The sequence below is a fragment of the Pseudoalteromonas sp. SR44-5 genome (assembly GCF_014163675.1).
Lineage (GTDB): Bacteria > Pseudomonadota > Gammaproteobacteria > Enterobacterales > Alteromonadaceae > Pseudoalteromonas > Pseudoalteromonas rhizosphaerae.
Map to the genome: position 1 here is coordinate 13,641 of NZ_JACJDT010000029.1, position 18,008 is coordinate 31,648.

General features: G+C 40.5%; 13 protein-coding genes. 8 read left to right on the plus strand and 5 right to left on the minus strand.

All coding sequences use genetic code 11. From position 1 onward, the window contains the following. Positions 1–16 precede the first annotated feature (16 nt). Positions 17–1,297 (minus strand): sodium:proton antiporter, encoded by a 1,281-nt coding sequence (locus H5154_RS14930; RefSeq protein ID WP_182718776.1) that lies wholly within the window; start codon positions 1,295–1,297, stop codon positions 17–19. Positions 1,298–1,882: 585 nt separating this feature from the next. Between H5154_RS14930 and H5154_RS14935 the strand changes: the two genes are divergently transcribed. The 5 genes from H5154_RS14935 to H5154_RS14955 all read left to right on the plus strand — a co-directional run bounded on the left by H5154_RS14935 (position 1,883) and on the right by H5154_RS14955 (position 9,172). Then, entirely contained in the window at positions 1,883–4,069 is a 2,187-nt protein-coding gene (locus H5154_RS14935; protein WP_182718777.1) for a pre-peptidase C-terminal domain-containing protein, read from the plus strand. Between the two features lie 90 nt (positions 4,070–4,159). Further along, positions 4,160–6,025 (plus strand): M28 family metallopeptidase, encoded by a 1,866-nt coding sequence (locus tag H5154_RS14940; RefSeq protein ID WP_182718778.1) that lies wholly within the window; start codon positions 4,160–4,162, stop codon positions 6,023–6,025. A 191-nt stretch (positions 6,026–6,216) separates the two neighbouring features. After that, the gene (locus H5154_RS14945; protein WP_220491309.1) at positions 6,217–8,043 is read left to right on the plus strand and encodes an ATP-dependent DNA helicase; all 1,827 of its coding nucleotides are present in this window, start codon (positions 6,217–6,219) and stop codon (positions 8,041–8,043) included. A gap of 13 nt (positions 8,044–8,056) precedes the next feature. Continuing rightward, positions 8,057–8,767 (plus strand): tRNA (adenosine(37)-N6)-threonylcarbamoyltransferase complex dimerization subunit type 1 TsaB, encoded by a 711-nt coding sequence (gene tsaB / locus H5154_RS14950; RefSeq protein WP_182718779.1) that lies wholly within the window; start codon positions 8,057–8,059, stop codon positions 8,765–8,767. A 75-nt stretch (positions 8,768–8,842) separates the two neighbouring features. Then, positions 8,843–9,172, plus strand: a complete 330-nt coding sequence (locus tag H5154_RS14955) for a hypothetical protein (protein WP_149980212.1) — start codon at positions 8,843–8,845, stop codon at positions 9,170–9,172. A gap of 168 nt (positions 9,173–9,340) precedes the next feature. Here the strand turns inward: H5154_RS14955 and H5154_RS14960 are convergent, their stop codons facing one another. After that, entirely contained in the window at positions 9,341–10,630 is a 1,290-nt protein-coding gene (locus H5154_RS14960) for an alkaline phosphatase (protein ID WP_182718780.1), read from the minus strand. Between the two features lie 100 nt (positions 10,631–10,730). Between H5154_RS14960 and H5154_RS14965 the strand changes: the two genes are divergently transcribed. The 3 genes from H5154_RS14965 (at position 10,731) to rnd (ending at position 14,535) form a co-directional block, all read left to right on the plus strand. Continuing rightward, on the plus strand, positions 10,731–11,582 hold the full coding sequence (locus H5154_RS14965) for an alpha/beta fold hydrolase (protein WP_145236301.1): 852 nt from the start codon (positions 10,731–10,733) through the stop codon (positions 11,580–11,582). 120 nt (positions 11,583–11,702) lie between these two features. Further along, positions 11,703–13,355, plus strand: a complete 1,653-nt coding sequence (gene fadD / locus H5154_RS14970; RefSeq protein ID WP_145235691.1) for a long-chain-fatty-acid--CoA ligase FadD — start codon at positions 11,703–11,705, stop codon at positions 13,353–13,355. A 49-nt stretch (positions 13,356–13,404) separates the two neighbouring features. Further along, positions 13,405–14,535: a ribonuclease D gene (gene rnd, locus H5154_RS14975; RefSeq protein WP_182718781.1), complete on the plus strand. Its 1,131-nt coding sequence runs from the start codon at positions 13,405–13,407 to the stop codon at positions 14,533–14,535. Positions 14,536–14,619: 84 nt separating this feature from the next. On the opposite strand, the gene H5154_RS14980 is transcribed toward rnd, so the two are convergent. The 3 genes from H5154_RS14980 to H5154_RS14990 form a co-directional block, all read right to left on the minus strand. Continuing rightward, the gene (locus tag H5154_RS14980; RefSeq protein ID WP_182718782.1) at positions 14,620–15,492 is read right to left on the minus strand and encodes a sugar phosphate isomerase/epimerase; all 873 of its coding nucleotides are present in this window, start codon (positions 15,490–15,492) and stop codon (positions 14,620–14,622) included. 73 nt (positions 15,493–15,565) lie between these two features. Beyond that, on the minus strand, positions 15,566–16,327 hold the full coding sequence (locus H5154_RS14985; RefSeq protein ID WP_145235681.1) for a gluconate 2-dehydrogenase subunit 3 family protein: 762 nt from the start codon (positions 16,325–16,327) through the stop codon (positions 15,566–15,568). A 1-nt stretch (position 16,328) separates the two neighbouring features. Further along, positions 16,329–18,008: a GMC family oxidoreductase gene (locus H5154_RS14990; protein WP_182718783.1), complete on the minus strand. Its 1,680-nt coding sequence runs from the start codon at positions 18,006–18,008 to the stop codon at positions 16,329–16,331.

The window sequence follows — 18,008 nt, forward strand, 5'->3', positions numbered from 1 at the left end:
GAAGTAAGTTTAAATGTTAGTTTTGTTGTTTGGCACTAATGCTACTGTGAATTAACGGCGAAATAGTGAGCCCTTGCACAATAATCGAAAATATCACCACAACGTAGGTAACAATAACAAGCAGGTTGTGTAAATCAGAGCCGCCCACAAATACCTGATCACGAGGAATTGCCGCAGCCATTGCTAAAGCAAGGCCACCGCGTAGGCCGCCCCAGGTTAAAATTTTAACTGAGTGTTTGTCGTATTTTCTAAATTTCTTAAATACCACAAATGGTGCGCCAACACTGATAAAGCGAGCAAGTAATACTGCAGGCACCATTAGTAGTCCTAAACCAATTTCAGCTAGGCTGATGGGCATAGTGACAATTAGCATCCCGATAATCAAAAATAACAATGCATTCAAAAAGCTGTCGGTGGCGTGCCAAAAGTCTTTTACGTAGCGAGTGTCTTCAGGCCCGGTGCGCTCTGTCGCTTTAGTACGGGTTATATTACCTAACAATATACCGCTAGTTACCATCGCCAGTGCGCCAGATATTTCCCATATATTGGCAGCGGCGAATCCTGCTGTCGGTATAGTTAAGGTTAGTAACAAGCGAATATTTACATCACGACTGTTGATGATCAGATAATGACCCACTAACGCAATCACTAAACCAAATGCAATCCCTCCCAGTGCGTCGACAAAGAATAGCTCTGCAATGCCTGCTGCACTGGCTTCAGTGTCGAGAAAAGCCACGGCAAAAATAGTGGTAAAAATAACTAAACCAATACCGTCATTAAATAATGATTCACCTTCAACTTGCACAGAAATGCCTTCAGGGGCACGCATTTGTTTAATAATTGCAAGCACTGCAATTGGATCGGTTGGACTTATTAATGCACCAAACAATAAACAATAGATAAAAGGCACCGCAAAGCCTAACGCGGCAAATAAGTAAAAGCTTAAAAAGCCAATGATAAAGGTTGAAGCTAAGGTCGAAAATAACACCAGTACGGTAATTTCGAAACGTTGTTTTTTGAGTGCTGCAAGGTTAATTTCCAATGCGCCTGCAAACAGTAAAAAACCGAGCATGCCTTTGAGTAATAATTGATTAAAATCGATACTTGAGACTATCTGTGTAATCTCCAGTGCCGTTGAATCGCCCAATAATTTTACCGCGAGTATTAATAACAGTGAAATCACTACTGAGCCAGTTGTTATGGCAATAGTGGTTTGCATTTTGAGGATATACTGGTTAGCAAATGCGATAAAAATCGCTAATGCAGATAAAAAACAAATGAGGTACCAAGCATTCATTGTTTGACCTTAAATAATATATTGGAATGAGCAAAAAGGAATGTACTTTCGCGCAGGTATGTTACTCCTGAGACTTTCAAATGTCACCGCGATAATACTGTTAATTACACTTTTAATAGGCGTTTATGCTACTGACGCAATGACAGCGAAATTAATTGATGGTTTTGTTTGAAGTTTTATGGGTATGAACAGCTTCTAAACGTCAACAGCTTCTTTTTCTAGTCGTCAACATTTGCAGTTTGCTATCTATATCGGTAGTCCTATTGCCAATTAATTATAGAGCCGAGTAGCAATGACATTTAATGTATTACCAATAATAAAAACAAATAATATGTAACAACATGTTAATTTAATGTAATTATTTATTTACAGTTTTCCGGGGTTTTGTTAGTGATTAATTAACAATGTTGGTTTAAGTTGTTGTTTTAAAATGTTTCTGTTTTGGTTTTTTGTTATTTAATGTTAATTTTTTGTTTCATTTTCAATTTCACTGAAAGCAGTATAGGCTGAACTTGAATCGGGAACGGGTAGTGCCGGTTTAATACAAAAATATTAAATAAATAACAATTTAAATGGAGCGTAAACGTGAATTTATCTAAAATCACATTAGCAACTCTTGCTGCTCTTGCGGTAACGCAAGCATCAAGTGCAGTAGCTGCAAATAAACAATATCTGAATGAGCAAGCAGCCCTAACTACAGCTTTGCAAAATAGTGCGTCATCGGTACTTATGGCAAGCCCAATCCAGTTAGTTGGTTTGGATGCAGGTAATGAGTTAGTCGTATTAAAAGAAGTAAAAAGTAATAATGGTGATACGACTCGGCGTTATCAACAACAGTATCAAGGATTACCAGTCATTGGTGATACTGTGAGTTTAACGTTTGATAATAATGGCCAATTAAAACGCGCTCATGGTGCTGCTGTATATGATATTAGTAGCGATATAAGCTCAGTGATGCCAAAACTCAGTAAAAAAATGGCTATTACACAGGGGTTAAAAAACTCCCCCGCAGCGGCTAAATCAGTAAGCCTTAAAAAACACAATGAACAATCGCGTTTAGCGATTTGGCTTGATGCGCAACATGTCGCACATTTAGTGTATGAAGTATCGTATGTTACTTATGGTGCTAATCCTTCTCGACCTTATCAGATCATTGATGCGAATTCTGGTGAGGTTTTGCATAGCTTTGATAACCTTCAACATGCCAATGCTACAGGCCCTGGTGGAAATTTAAAAACAGGAAAGTACATTTACGGAACTGATTTTAGTAGTTTAGATGTGTCGCAATCAGGCAACACTTGCACCATGAATAACGCAAATGTTAAAACCATTAATTTAAATGGTGGCACCAGTGGCTCTTCAGCGTATTCCTTTACTTGCCCCGAAAACACCTTTAAGGAAATAAATGGCGGTTATTCGCCATTAAATGACGCGCACTACTTTGGTAATGTCATTTTTAATATGTATAACGACTGGATTGGTTCTCCTCCGCTGTCTTTTCAATTGCAAATGCGTGTTCATTACGGCAGTAATTATGAAAATGCTTTTTGGGACGGATCAGCAATGACTTTTGGTGATGGTCAAAATACCTTTTATCCATTAGTTAGTTTAGATGTTTCTGCTCATGAAGTTAGCCATGGTTTTACTGAACAAAATTCAGGGCTTGTATACAGTGGGAAATCGGGCGGCTTGAATGAAGCGTTTTCTGATATGGCTGGTGAAGCTGCCGAGTTTTATATGCTAGGCACTAATGATTGGTTAGTTGGCCAAGAAATTTTCAAAGGCAATGGTGCATTGCGTTACATGAATAACCCGACCCAAGATGGTAGTTCAATTGATAACCAATCGAGTTATTATTCTGGGATGGATGTACATTACAGCTCAGGTGTATTTAATAAAGCATTCTATAACTTAGCAACTAAAGCTGGTTGGGATACTAGAAAAGCTTTTGAGGTTATGGCGCGTGCAAACCAATTATATTGGACCGCTAGTACTAATTGGGACTTGGCTGGTAATGGTGTAATGGATGCGGCATGTGATTTAGATTACAGCCCAGATGATGTACAAAGCGCACTTGCGGCAGTGGGTGTAACGTCAAATTTAAGCCCTGGTAGTAGTTGTGGAGGAGTAGAGCCACCAATTGACGAGCCACTTAGCAATGGCGTGCCACGCACTGGGATCAGTGGTACAGAAAAACAGCAACTGTTCTTTACCTTAGAAGTACCAGCTAATGCCACTAATTTGCAGTTTAACACGGTAGGTGGCAGTGGTGATGCGGACTTGTATGTAAAATTTGCGCAAAGACCAACACTGAATAGTTTTGATTGTAACAGCACGACTTCAACCAGCACTGAAAGCTGTGCTATCAGCAATGTTCAAGCAGGTACTTACTATGTAATGGTTGAAGCCTGGAACCAAATATCGGGCGTTTCACTCACGGGGAGTTTTGATGGCGGTGATACGGGTACTACACCAATAAACCGTACTGAAACTAATGTAAGTGTTAGCTCAGGTGGTTGGACTCGTTTTAGTCAAGAACTAAGCGCAGGTTATTCAACATTGAATGTTGCTATAGCGGGTGGTTCTGGTGATGCAGACTTGTATGTTAATTTTGGCTCGCCATCATCAACATCGTCTTATCAATGTCGACCATATAAAAATGGTAACAACGAAAGTTGCGAAATTACTGCTCCACAAGCGGGCACTTGGTATATTGATTTACAAGGCTACAGTGCGGCAAGTGGCGTAACGTTAACAATAACGGCTAACTAATCCCTCACCTAAGGGAGCATTCGCTCCCTTTTTTACCCTTATATTTTCAGAGTCTGAATTTGGGTAAACACAGAAAAAAAGGAAACTGTTATGAATATCTTTGCACCAAGCGTCCTGCTTGGCACTGTGTCATTATTGGTAAGTCAGCTGGTAATAGCACAAGAGCCTGACAGTATTTGGGTAAGTATTGACCCTGTAGCAGCTAAACATTACAAATTAAACCAAACAGCTCATAAACACAGTACCGAGCTCCTCGCTCCACAAGCATCCAGCTTATCTTCTATTAATTTTATGCGTATTAAACAGACTGAAGTGGCTAATTTAAGTGAATTTATGCACGACAATTACCATCGCTGCGGTGGCTTTGTAGCACATGAATCATTGCTTGAGGCGCAGCTTTATACTGAGCAATTAGCTAAAGTACAGAATCAGTCAATCAACAGCTTGGCTATTAACTACACAATAGATAATGCGCAAACGGTACAGACACTGATCAATAACATTAGTCCTAATGATCTAACCAATACCGTTAATTCGTTGAGTGCTTTTAATAATCGCTATTACTCAGTACAAAGTGGAGTTGATGCATCTCAATGGTTAAAAGATTATTGGCAACAGTTAGCGAGCAACCGCGCTGATATTAGTGTTGATTACTTTAGCCATAGTTGGTCGCAATCATCTGTAATTGTGACTATTCAAGGCAGCGAAAAAGCGGATGAAATAGTAATTGTTGGCGGTCATTTAGATTCAATTAATCAATCAAATCCTAGTAATGGCAGAGCGCCCGGGGCGGATGATAATGCCTCCGGTATTGCGGTCTTGTCGGAAGTGCTTCGGGCAATCGTAGATAATAACTATCAACCACAAAGAACAATCCAAATTATGGGTTTTGCAGCTGAAGAAGTAGGGCTGCGAGGTTCAAAAGCGATTGCAACGGCGTATAAATCACAGGGCAAAAATGTGGTAGGTATGGTGCAATTTGATATGACCGGTAATCATGGCAGTAGCGATGATATTGTGATGATGACAGATTATACTAACAGCGGCCAAAATCAGTTTTTGGGACAATTGATCGATACTTATTTACCCACCCTAAGTTATGGTTTTGATCAGTGTGGTTATGGCTGTTCAGATCATGCTTCGTGGTATCAGCAGGGCTTTGCCGCCTCAATGCCATTTGAGTCGCGCATGGCTGATATTAACCCGCTAATCCATACAGCAAACGACAGTAATTTTGATGCTGATCATGCGAGTAAATTTGCCAAGCTTGCGGTGAGCTACTTAGCTGAAATGGCTAAAAATGCCGGCTATGAAGTACCACCCACTGACAATGAACTGGAAAATGGTGTCACAGTGTCTGGAATTAATGCGCTTGCTAAAGAGCAAGTTTTTTATACCTTAGCAGTCCCTGCAGGAAGTAGTAATTTAAACTTTACTACAGCAGGTGGCAGTGGCGATGCTGATCTATACGTTAAGTTTGGCGCACCGCCTACTTTACAAGACTTTGACTGTAACAGCACTAATTCAAACAGTAATGAAGCATGCGCTATTAGTAATATACAATCAGGTACATATCATGTCATGGTTGAAGCATGGAGCGCTATTACCGGTGTTTCCTTAACGGGTAGTTATGATGGTGACAATAATGTACCGACACCGATTAATCGTACCGAGACGAATGTCAGTGTGGCAACAGGAGGTTGGACTCGCTTTAGTCAAAATATCAGTGCGGGTTACGCGTCGTTAAATATTTCTATTTTAGGTGGTAGCGGGGATGCTGATCTGTCTGTGAATTTTGGTTCGCCGTCATCAACGTCAACATATCAATGTCGACCTTATAAAAATGGTAATAATGAAAGCTGTACTATTAGCAATCCCCAAGCTGGTGCTTGGTATATTGATTTACAAGGTTACACTGCGGCAAGTGGTATTACTTTAACGATCAACGCACAATAATAACAATAGCAAAGGGGCATTGCTCCTTTGCTATTTGCTTTGCGTATTCACTTGCCCTTGGGGCTATGCTTACGTAAAATCCCGCTATTATTTTTAGCAAAGCGATCGTTATTATCAAACAGCTTTTTAGTGCAGCAGGCCCGTTAGCGCAATCTCTAGATGGTTATACGCCTCGCCAACCGCAGATCGATATGGCGGTTGCGGTGAGTGATGCATTAAAAAACCGCTCGCAATTAGTGGTTGAAGCGGGCACTGGTACAGGTAAAACCTACGCTTATTTAGCCCCTGCGCTAAAGTCTAAAGGTAAAACAATAATTTCAACCGGCACGAAAGCGCTGCAAGAACAATTATATCACCGTGATTTACCACAATTAGTCAAAGCGCTTAGTGCGAGTAAAAAAACCGCGCTGCTAAAAGGGCGCAGTAACTATCTATGTACTTATCGGCTTAATCAGCATGTTGCCCATGTACCGACCGATGATTCTGATGTGATGCATCAATTGGCCATGGTGGCTAAATTTGCCAGTGAAACGCACACCGGTGATCTGGCTGATTGTATTGGTATCGAAGAAGATGCCAAAGTATTACCTTATGTAAGCTCCACTGCGGATAACTGCTTAGGTAAAGAGTGTCCTGATTTTCAAGATTGCTATATTCGCAAAGCCCGCTTAAAAGCGATGGATGCCGATATAGTAGTGGTTAACCATCATTTGTTTTTTGCAGACATGGCGGTAAAAGATACCGGCTTTGCTGAACTCATTCCCACAGCTGATGCCTATATATTTGATGAAGCACACCAATTAAGTGAAATTGCCAGTGATTACTTTGGTGAGAGTATCAGCACTAAAAAGCTGGTGGACTTAATTAATGATTTACGAGCAATTTATCGCTCTGACATTCCGGATATGCTGCAACTTGGTAAAACCTTAAATAAGCTTGAAACCAGTGTTGCAGACTTGCGCTTACAATTTGGCTTAGATGGTAGCCGAGGTGATTGGCGACAAATGCTGGCAAGTAAAGAAATTTGCGCCGCGTTACATAGGGTGATCAGCGATTTAGACTTTTTGTATCAAGTACTCAAACATTGTTTAGACCGTAGCGATAAAATAGAACACCCATTTGAGCGTACCTTAGCTTTTAAAGGGCAATTAGAACGGGTGTTTGATATAAGCCAAACAGGTAACAGTTATTGGTATGAAACAACACGCCGCTATTTAACCGTACATATAACTCCGCTTAACGTATCAGTTAAATTTGCGCAAATGATGGCAGACACGGGGGCTGGCTTTGTATTCACCTCAGCGACTCTATCTGTCGATAATGCACTTGATCATTTTAACGCAAGCCTAGGCCTTAAGCCTGCCAAAAGTATGATGGTTGATAGTCCGTTTGATTATTATCAGCAAGCCTTATTATGTTTACCGCGTTATTTGCCTGAAACACATGCAGCGAATATGCCTCATGCGATTGTTAAGCTTACCCTCGATTTAATTAAAGCAGCAAAAGGGCGCTGCTTTGTATTGTTTACCAGCTATCGGATGATGCATTTAGTCGCCGAAGGGCTAAGTACGCAGATTGATTATCCTATTTATATGCAAGGGCAAATGTCTAAACGTATTATTTTAGAAAAATTTACCCGCCATGGTAATGCCGTATTATTAGGTACTGCGTCGTTTTGGGAAGGAGTTGATGTCAGAGGTAGCACACTCAGTTGTGTTATTATTGATAAGTTACCCTTTGCAGCACCCGATGATCCACTGCTCCAAGCTAAAATGCAAGATGCGCAATTACAAGGACATGATCCTTTTGCTTATATTCAATTGCCACAAGCGGTGATTGCACTAAAACAAGGCGTTGGACGACTGATCCGCGATAGTAAGGATAAAGGGGTGTTGGTGATTTGCGATAACCGTTTAGTGACACGCCAATACGGCCAAGTCTTTTTAAAAAGCTTGCCGCCGATGCGCCGCACACGAAGCCTTCAAGTGGCCAGTGAATTTTTAGAACACATTAACTAGAGAAATAATTACCATGAATAACGCAATCAGTACTAGTGATATTAATCTATTAGCATTTGACGCTTCTACCGAAGCATTGTCTTTAGTGCTCAATTATAATGGTCAGTTATTTCACCATTTTGAAGTATGCCCGCAACAGCATAGTCAAAAAATCTTACCGTTGGTTGATCAGTTGTTAGCTAAGGCAAATTGCCGTTTAACTGATTTAGATGTTATTGGTTTTGGCCAAGGCCCAGGTAGTTTCACTGGCGTGCGTATAAGTGTCGCCATTGCGCAAGGCTTAGCTTATGCATGTAAACTGCCACTAGTTGGTGTGTCAACGCTGCAAATGATGGCGCAGCAAGCTTATCAACAAACCGGTGAAAAAAGTGTATTTAGTGCTATTGATGCGCGTATGGGAGAAATATATTTTGCCCATTATAGACTCAGTGATAATGGTGTGATGACCTTACAAGGTGACGAACAAGTATTAAAACCCGCATTATTATCTCTTGCAGACGAACCAGGGATTGCAGTGGGCACTGGCTGGCAAACATACCCTGAGGCACTGGCAGATAACCCACAAATAGCTATCAATAACGACATCATATTACCTGATGCCGGTTTTATGTTGGCTACAATTAGCGATGATTTCAGTGCGCAACGTACGGTCAGTGCTGCGCAAGCTCAACCTAAATATGTACGTGATACAGTAACCTGGAAAAAATTACCTGGACGCGAATAAACTGATTAATAAAGCAACTTGCAAGGTTATTAAATTTGGCACATAATTTAATAACCTAAGTAACGAGACGCAACTTTGAATCTACCTATTGGCTCAGGGTTTTACTCGGGAGACATACCCGGTAAAATTACCTCAAGACAGATCAACACTAATAAACCTCAGGGTTTATTGGAGCAATCTGCTGCTGATAATAAACAGTCTGCGGAGTTTGTTAAATCAAGCCAAGCAGGTATTGCGCTGGCTGATAAGTTACAAAGTGATACTGCCCAACCTAGTTACCGACAAACGATTTATGACCAACCGACAGCCAAAGTAAGTCGTGCTATTTCAACCTACACCGAGTTTGCTAATTTAGAACGCCGAGCTGAAGTACAAAACTTAATTGGTGTGGACATTTACGCTTAACAATTAGACAGTAATTTAACTCTGTGTTGATGTGCTTGTATTTGGCAAAAGTTTACCTCCAGCTGTGATTAAAAAAGCCCAGATACGTTATGACTGGGCTTTTTATAATTAACCTTTAATGTTGCAGTTAGCCTCTCCCCTCAGGAAAAGCAACATGCCAATTAAACATTACTGCTGTTCAATAAAGCCGATCAGTTTATCGGCAATATCAGTATTGTTTTGTGAGCCGATAAATTTATCAGCACCTTTACCATAGGCAAATACTTGTACATCAATAGCAGTGTGACCGCCGGTAGTCCAACCGGTGAAACTGGCTCTACTGATAATATCTTTAATGGCAAGATTAAGTGGTTTATCACCTAATTTTTTTGCTTGTTCAAGCTTGATCTGGTTTTCGGGAGTGTATTCTATATTCGTGTTAGCAGTCCAAATGGCTTTTAAATCATCAGACTCTGACATTAATTTAGTTAATTTAACGGCTGTGGCTTTCACGCCTTTTACTACCTCGGTTTCCCATTTATATTGACCATGCGCACCTAATGTTAAACCACCTGTTGAGTGATCTGCGGTGATCACCAATAAGGTATCCGGGTTTTTATCAACGTACGCTTTTGCTTGCTCGATTGATTTAGCAAAATCATCCATTTCCGCCATTGCACAGGCAATATCATTGGCATGGCCACACCAATCAATTTGGCTGCCTTCGATCATCACGAAAAAGCCATTTTTGTCATTTTCATCAAGTAACTCAAGCGCTTTATTGGTCATTTTTGCTAAGCGTGTTGGGTTATTATCTAACGCAAAGTCAAGCCCAACTGGAGCAAATAATCCCAGCGCAGGAATTTGCTTAATATCTTTTAACGCACTAAAGTCATCACTGTATTGATAGCCCGCTTGCTTAAATTCTGCAACTAAATTACGGTCTTCGCGGATGTAATATTTAGTACCGCCACCGAGCATTAAATCAACGGGAAGTTTTCCGGCAATTTTATTATCAATGTAATCATTGGCAATTTCATCGTAGTTACGACGAGATTCATTATGTGCAGCGAAGCTTGCAGGCGTGGCATGATTGATTTGTGAGGTTGCAACTAATGCGGTGATCATGCCTTTTTGTTTGGCAATTTCGAGCATGGTTTTTACCGGTTTTTTATCGGTATCAACTGCAATTGCACCATTATAGCTTTTATGGCCGGAGCTCAAAGCTGTTGCGCCAGCAGCACTGTCAGTTACATAGGTATGGTCGTCAGGGTAAGTATGTGCCATACCTTTAAGAATTGTATCAAACACCGTACCTTCAATTTCTTTGGTCGACGGATCATCTTTAAAGTAGCGATATGCTGTAGTATAAGCGGGGCCCATGCCATCACCAATCATATAAATTATGTTTTTTGGTGCTTGCTCTGCGTATGCACTTGCTGAGCATAATAATGCCAAGAGGCTTATTTGTTTCTTCATCTTTGTACCCTGTTTATTATGTAGTGCCATTGTATACGCAATGTAGTATAAATAAATGTCTTTTACGTTAAACAAACTAAAAACAAAGGGGAATTACGCAGTGCATCCATTTTCAGTTCAAAGTGGCGCATTAACACTTCATGGCCTAACATTTGGGCAAGGAAAAGAGGTTGTCATTGCATTACATGGTTGGCTTGATAATTGTCATAGTTTTTTACCCATGTTAGAACATAACACCTTAACTGCAACTTGGTATTGTGTGGACTTTCCAGGACATGGTTTATCAGATTGGCGTGGAAGCGATGCACACTATTATTTCATTGATTACATTGATGATATTTATAACTTAATCGAGCAACTTGGGGTTAATAAAGTACACTTGGTTGGTCATTCTATGGGCGCAATGGCCGCTGGTCTTTTTGCCAGCTGTTTTCCTGATAAAGTAAATACGGTCACTATGATAGAAGGACTGGGAGTTGTCACAACACCCAGTAAAAAAGTGGTCGAGCAGCTTAGAAATGCAATTTTGAATCGACGTCGTGTAAATAAAAAAGCACCCCGACAGTACGAGTCAAAACAAATAATACACCAAGCACGGGCGGTACAAAGTGACTTACCTTTGGATTTAATAGCACTTTTGATGGACAGAAATATACGAGAAACTGAACAAGGATGGCTGCTAAGAACTGATCCAAAGCTTAAAAATCATTCAGGTTTTAGATTTGATGAGCAACAATGCATAGCGGTAATAAGCGAAATAAATGTGCCGTGCCAATTAATTCTAGGCAGTGAAGGGTATCAATTTATTAGTGATAATTTAAATAAATATGCTAATTATTACAAAAGCTTAATAGTAAATGAAGTTGAAGGTGGCCACCACTGTCATATGCAAAGCCCTGAGCAGTGTTTACAGCAGATTCATGCCTTTATGCTGCAAACTGGTGCATGTTAATTGTATATTTGCACAAAATGTGGGAATATTTGCGAATTAGAGTGATTGCTCAATTGTGAAATTGCCTTACTTAGTTTAAGGTTTAATAAAAATAAATTATAAATAGAACAGGAGCTAAGAGTGGACAAAATTTGGCTGAAGCGCTACCCAGAGGGTATGCCTGAAACAATCGATCCTGAGCACTACAACTCGTTGTTAGAAGTGTTTGAAAAAAGCTTCACTGACTACAAAGACTTGCCTGCTTTTACCAATATGGGTAAAACATTGAGCTATGATGAAATAGACCAAGCAACAAAACGTGTTGCTGTGTATATTCAAAAAGAGCTGGGATTGAAAAAAGGCGATAAAGTGGCTGTAATGATGCCAAATTTATTACAAACACCTGTTTCAATACTCGGTATTTTACGTGCCGGTTGTGTCGTAGTTAACGTTAATCCGCTTTACACTGTACGTGAGCTTGAACATCAATTAAATGATTCAGAAACATCAGCGATTTTTATACTGGCTAACTTTGCAGACACGCTTGAAAAAGCATTGCCGCACACTAAAGTAAAACACATCGTAGTTACCCAAGTGGGTGATATGGTGGGTGGCTTTAAAAAGCACTTGGTTAACTTTGTTGTTAAGCATATTAAAAAAATGGTGCCAAGCTATTCATTGCCTAACCCCATTAAGTTTGAAGCCTTACTTGCAGCGAACGAAAAAGATTACATTAAACCTGAAGTGTGTTTATCTGATATTGCTTTTTTACAATATACCGGTGGCACAACGGGTGTCTCTAAAGGTGCGATGCTGACCCATGGCAATATGGTAGGTAACTTAGAGCAGGTTTCTGGTTGCTTAGATCAAGTGTTAGAACGTGGCAAAGAAGTTGTTGTCACTGCTTTACCGCTTTATCATATCTTTGCACTAACAGCGAACTGCTTAACGTTTATGAAGTATGGCGGATTAAATTTATTGATCACCAATCCGCGTGATATGAAAGGCTTTGTGAAAGAATTAGGCCAACATAAATTCACCGCGATCACGGGCGTAAATACATTATTTAATGGTTTGTTGAATACACCGGGTTTTGCCGAGCTTGATTTTTCAAGTTTGAAAATGTCCCTTGGTGGTGGTATGGCTGTACAGCGACCTGTTGCTGAAAAATGGCAAAAGATCACCAGTAGCAAATTAATGGAAGGGTATGGTTTAACTGAGTGTTCGCCATTAGTTACAGTCAGTCCTTATGATCTAGATTCATACAATGGTTCGATTGGTTTACCTGCACCTAATACTGAGATCAAGTTGATGTTAGATAATGGTGAAGAAGCAGCCAAAGGTGAGCCGGGCGAATTATGGGTTAAAGGCCCACAAGTGATGGTTGGTTATTATAATCGTCCTGATGCAACGGCTGAGTGTTTGCAAGATGGTTGGTTTGCCACAGGGGATATAGCCACTTATGACGATGAAGGATTCTTTTATATTGTTGACCGTAAAAAAGATATGATCATCGTATCTGGCTTTAATGTGTTCCCAAATGAGATCGAAGAAGTGATTGCAATGCATGAAGGTGTTTTAGAAGCAGCAGCAATTGGTATCCCTCATGATGTTAGCGGCGAACAAGTTAAAGTTTTTATTGTTAAAAAAGACCCATCTTTGACTGAAAAAGATATAATAAAACACTGTCGTGATAATTTAACTAATTACAAGGTCCCAAAACTGGTTGAGTTTAGGGATGAATTGCCAAAAACAAACGTTGGCAAAATACTCAGACGAGCCTTGAAAGATTAGCAAGCTAAAAAAGCCGACATTTGTCGGCTTTTTTATTGTAGGAGATTAAGTGCAATATCAATTGATCCAAACCCAAAATCAATTAAATGAGTTTGTAGAGCAGATCCGTAACAAACCCATCTTAGCAATTGATACAGAATTTATGCGTCGTCGTACTTTGTATCCTGAAGTTGCCCTTATTCAAGTTTATGACGGCGAACATTTAGCATTAATCGATCCGCTAGCCGAGCTATCATTGTTTGATTTTTGGCAGATTTTACGTGATCCTGCGGTGTTAAAAGTCTTGCATTCACCGTCGGAAGATATTGAAGTATTTCAAAAATACGCCGGCTTCGTACCTGCTCCCTTATTTGATAGCCAGTTTGCCTTGCAATTATTAGGCAATGGCAACTGCATGGGCTTTGCTCATATGGTAAAAAATTTACTCGATATTGAAATCGACAAAAGCGAATCACGGACCAATTGGCTACAGCGTCCGCTAACAATTAAACAACTCGATTACGCTGCAGCTGATGTATTTCATTTATTACCGTGCTTTAAAATTATTATTGAACAAATCAACGACGCTGGTTTCTTTGATATTGTGATCAATGAAAGTGAGTTGATTGCACAAAAACGGGCTTATCAAACACCGGATGAACATCTGTATCGAGACATTAAAAATGCTTGGCAATTAAAACCTGCGGATCTTGCTGTATTAAGAGAGCTTTCGGCTTGGCGTCGTAACAAAGCGATACGCAAAAATTTAGCGCTTAACTTTGTATTAAAAGAGCATTGCTTGGTTGAATTGGCAAAACGCAAACCAACGAGTTTAACTGCAATGCGTAATGTCCCAGAAGTCGATAGCATCGAAGTTAACCGCTCGGGCGTTGAAATCTTAAAGTGTATTGAAAAAGCTAAAGTGATCCCTGTTGCAGATTTTCCTGAGCCACTAAGACGACTTATTGACTTTCCAAGTTATAAAAAAGTAGCCAAAGAAATTAAACAAAAAATCACTGCAGTTGCTAAAAAACAGGGCATTCCAGAAGATGTATTTGCATCTAAAAAGCAAATCAACCAGTTGATCAGTTGGAATTGGAAGTTAACCAGCGCTGAGCGTGAACAGACTCCAAAGCCCGATTTACTTAACTCATGGCGTTATGAATACTTAAAATACACACTGAAAGAGTGGGATGTATAATTATTAAGAGTTCATAGGGACTAAGATAGTTAATGTACTGTTGTTAGTCCCTACTGTTTGTGTCAGAGGAGGGAGAAAGTTACTTTATTCGCCCATTTTAGCGAGGATCTTATCTAAATTAACTTTAGATTTAGCCACGCTTTGCATTGGTGTTAACCCATTCGGGTATTCTTCCTGCTCTACGACTAGCCACTGAGTGGCGCCATCAACAATCAATGTTTCTATTATTTTTTGCCATGGATAATCATTTTCACCTAATATAGGACTTAAGCCATCGTTAGGATGGGTGCGAACTTTTAAGTGGGTTGCCAGGGTTCGTCCTGGGTATTTTTTAATGAAATATTCAGGATCTTTTCCTGCATAATGTACCCAACCTATATCAAGCTGCAGTGGCAGGGTATTTGGCGTATTACTGGCAATAGCGTCCCAGTATGTCGCGTTTTGGAATTGATTAAACTCCTTATTATGGTTGTGAAAACCGATGTGCATAGCATAGCGCTGAGCGATTTCATTAACCTGAACGAGTTGTTCGGTCAGAGAGGTAATTCCTTGTGGGTGCCAAGCTCTTTCATCCCAAGGTACAAATAAAATCGAGACACCAAGGGTTTTATAAAACAATAATGTGTCTGCTAAGGTGTCATCCGTTAAGGAGTCAAAGCCGATATGTGCGCTACTAGCGACTAAATTTAGCTTCGCGAGTTTGTCCTTCAGTGCACTTGGATTGTTCTTATAAGGCCCAAAGTCACCTGCAAATTCCACACCTTGAAAGCCCATATCAGCAATAGATGAAAGGGTGCCATCAAAATCCGCTTTTAAGGCATCTTTAACAGACCAAAGCTGAACACTAACGGGGAGTAGTTGTTTGCTTGTTTTTGCATAGATAGACAGCGAGTTTAAAACACAAAAAATAAACAGAATTGAAATAACATAATTAAATAATGATTTGATTTTGAACATAAAAAACACCTAGGAGGAAAAGCAGGGAATTGCTCCCTGCTTAGGGCTGGGCTAGCTAAAAAATAACTTAGCGTTAACTGGCAACTGAATCTTGATAAGCATACTCGGTCAAACCCAGTTCAGCTAAAACGCTATCTAAATGGGCTTTTGCTTCGTCAGTAGGTCCTGGGTAATCGCCTGCAATAGGCACATTGCCTAAATAGCCAATATCTTTACAACCTTGCGGTGTACAAAAGTAGGCACCAAGTACAAGGTTTTTAAAGCGTAAAAAAGCATTACCAATGCGTTGAAACTGCGCAGGGGTTTCATCATCAAAATAAGCAATATCATTTAAGATGGCTGTTTGTTGCTCTTTTTTCAATGCGACAAATGGTGCTTTATAACGCAGCACAGCCTCATCATCGATCCATGCTAAGCCGTGTAAAATAGTAACGCGGTCTTTTTGTTGACCGTTATAAGGTGAGCTTACCCACTCATCAATCACACTCGGTACATTTACCTCAGTTGCACTTGGGTTGTTACCTTCGCTAGGCACGATATAATCGGCTAACACCGCAACTAAATTTAATTGTGCTTGAGTTAATGTCAATGGCCAAGGTGATTGTGGTGGCATAACCATATTTGGATCAGTGCCATAACCTTTAGCTGTTATAGGTTGTAAATCTAAGTCAGGCCAATGTCCTTTATCACTAATTTTCTCTTCTAACGCTTTACTACATCCTGCTGAAAGTGATACGGCGGAACCTGCGGCTAATAAACCAAGCCACTTTAACGATTCACGACGTGTCATGCCGGAAATATATTTGTATGAGTCAACACGATCTTCATTATGCATGTTACAGCGCTCCTTGTTCTATTTGTTTGGCTATCCAGGTTGAATTACGCATTGCCAATGTCATGATGGTTAATGTGCAATTTTTATGTGGATTAGAGGCAAATACCCCTGCATCCATCACAAATAAGTTGTCGCAATCCCATGTTTGGCCCCATTGATTGGTCACTGAATCCTTTGCTGAGCTGCCCATGCGAGTGGTGCCTACTTCATGAATGATCTCACCACCTTTTGAAATTGCTTTTTCAGCAGCAGGTAATTTGCCCACAGTAGCCCCTAGATTTTCAAGGATCTGTTTCGCTGTTTTTAAGCCGTGCTCAATTTGTTTTAGCTCACGATCTGACCATTTGAAATGAAATTTCGAAACCGGAATGCCCCATTTATCTTTAACATTTTCATCAATTTCCATGTAGGTATCATCGTTGGGGAGCATTTCTCCGCGCAGCGCAAAGCCAACATAAGATCCGTAGGCATCACGAACTTGTTGTTTTAGTTCAATACCATAACCACGTTTATCGCCAGAGACTCCAGAGCCAGGTTGATTAAAACCGCTACTGATCTCAAAGTGATAACCACGAGGAAAATCAAGCTCACCTTTGGCATGTGCTTTGTGTCCCCACCAAGGAATAAATAAATGGTTCCCAGTGTGGCCATCTTCGTTATAACGTGGGCGACCTTTTAATGCTGGAACTTGCGCACCAAGCCAAGCACCGGTTGAATCCATTAAGTTACGACCTACTTGGCCACTTGAGTTAGCTAAACCTTTGGGATGCTTGGCGTGTTTTGAATTTAGCAAAATTCGTGCGGATTCGCAGGCACTAGCAGCAAGGATCACGATATCTGCTGTCAGTGTTTTTTCAGCTACGGTTTGCTTATCTATATAAGTTACACCCGTTACTTTACCGTCATCATTAACAGCGACTGATTTAACCATTGCATCAGTAATTATTTCTAAATTCCCAGTTGCTTTTGCCATAGGTAATAATGAGGTTGTAGTTTGAAACGCCGCGCCGATTGAGCAACCATGGCCACAAGGTGTTGCATAAAAGCATGCCATACGATCATCTTTTGGCCGAGTTAATACTGCTCTGTGCATAGGTACGGCTGCGATACCCAGTTTTTTCGCACTGGCAGCAATCAGTAACTCAGGAATTCGCGGCGTTGGTGGTGGCTGTAATACCCCAGGTGCAGATGGCGGCATATCATCAAGGCCGGTATTGGTGCCGCAAATACCCACTAGTTCTTCCGTGATGTCGTACCATGGTGCGATATCATCATAAGTGAAAGGCCAATCTGCGCCGTTGCCATCTTGGCTTTTACCTTTAAAATCATGTTCACTAAAGCGTAATGAGTAACGTCCCCAGTGATTAGTTCTTCCACCTAACATGCGTGCACGCCACCAGTAAAAATCAGTGCCTTTGGCGTTAGTGTAAGGCTCATCAGGAACTTGCCAGCCACCATCGACGGTTGCATCGTAAAAGCCAAAGTTTTTGTCTTTATTTCCTGCGCCCATTAAAGGAGCTTCACTGTTACGGCGAAACATTGGGCTTTCTTTTTTTGGATCGTAATCACGCCCCGCTTCCAGTAATAATACTTTATGGCCTAGTTTAGTTAAGGTATAAGCGGCCATTGCGCCACCTGCGCCGGAGCCAACAACCAGTACTTTATGATCAAATGTAGACAT

Excerpts from the sequence above, each read along its gene's own strand:
- H5154_RS14930 (WP_182718776.1), bottom strand. The coding sequence starts at position 1,297 with ATGAATGCTTGGTACCTCATTTGTTTTTTATCTGCATTAGCGATTTTT.
- H5154_RS14940 (WP_182718778.1), top strand. The coding sequence starts at position 4,160 with ATGAATATCTTTGCACCAAGCGTCCTGCTTGGCACTGTGTCATTATTG.
- H5154_RS14945 (WP_220491309.1), top strand. The coding sequence starts at position 6,217 with ATGGCGGTTGCGGTGAGTGATGCATTAAAAAACCGCTCGCAATTAGTG.
- tsaB (WP_182718779.1), top strand. The coding sequence starts at position 8,057 with ATGAATAACGCAATCAGTACTAGTGATATTAATCTATTAGCATTTGAC.
- H5154_RS14960 (WP_182718780.1), bottom strand. The coding sequence starts at position 10,630 with ATGAAGAAACAAATAAGCCTCTTGGCATTATTATGCTCAGCAAGTGCA.
- H5154_RS14980 (WP_182718782.1), bottom strand. The coding sequence starts at position 15,492 with ATGTTCAAAATCAAATCATTATTTAATTATGTTATTTCAATTCTGTTT.
- H5154_RS14985 (WP_145235681.1), bottom strand. The coding sequence starts at position 16,327 with ATGCATAATGAAGATCGTGTTGACTCATACAAATATATTTCCGGCATG.
- H5154_RS14990 (WP_182718783.1), bottom strand. The coding sequence starts at position 18,008 with ATGTCTACATTTGATCATAAAGTACTGGTTGTTGGCTCCGGCGCAGGT.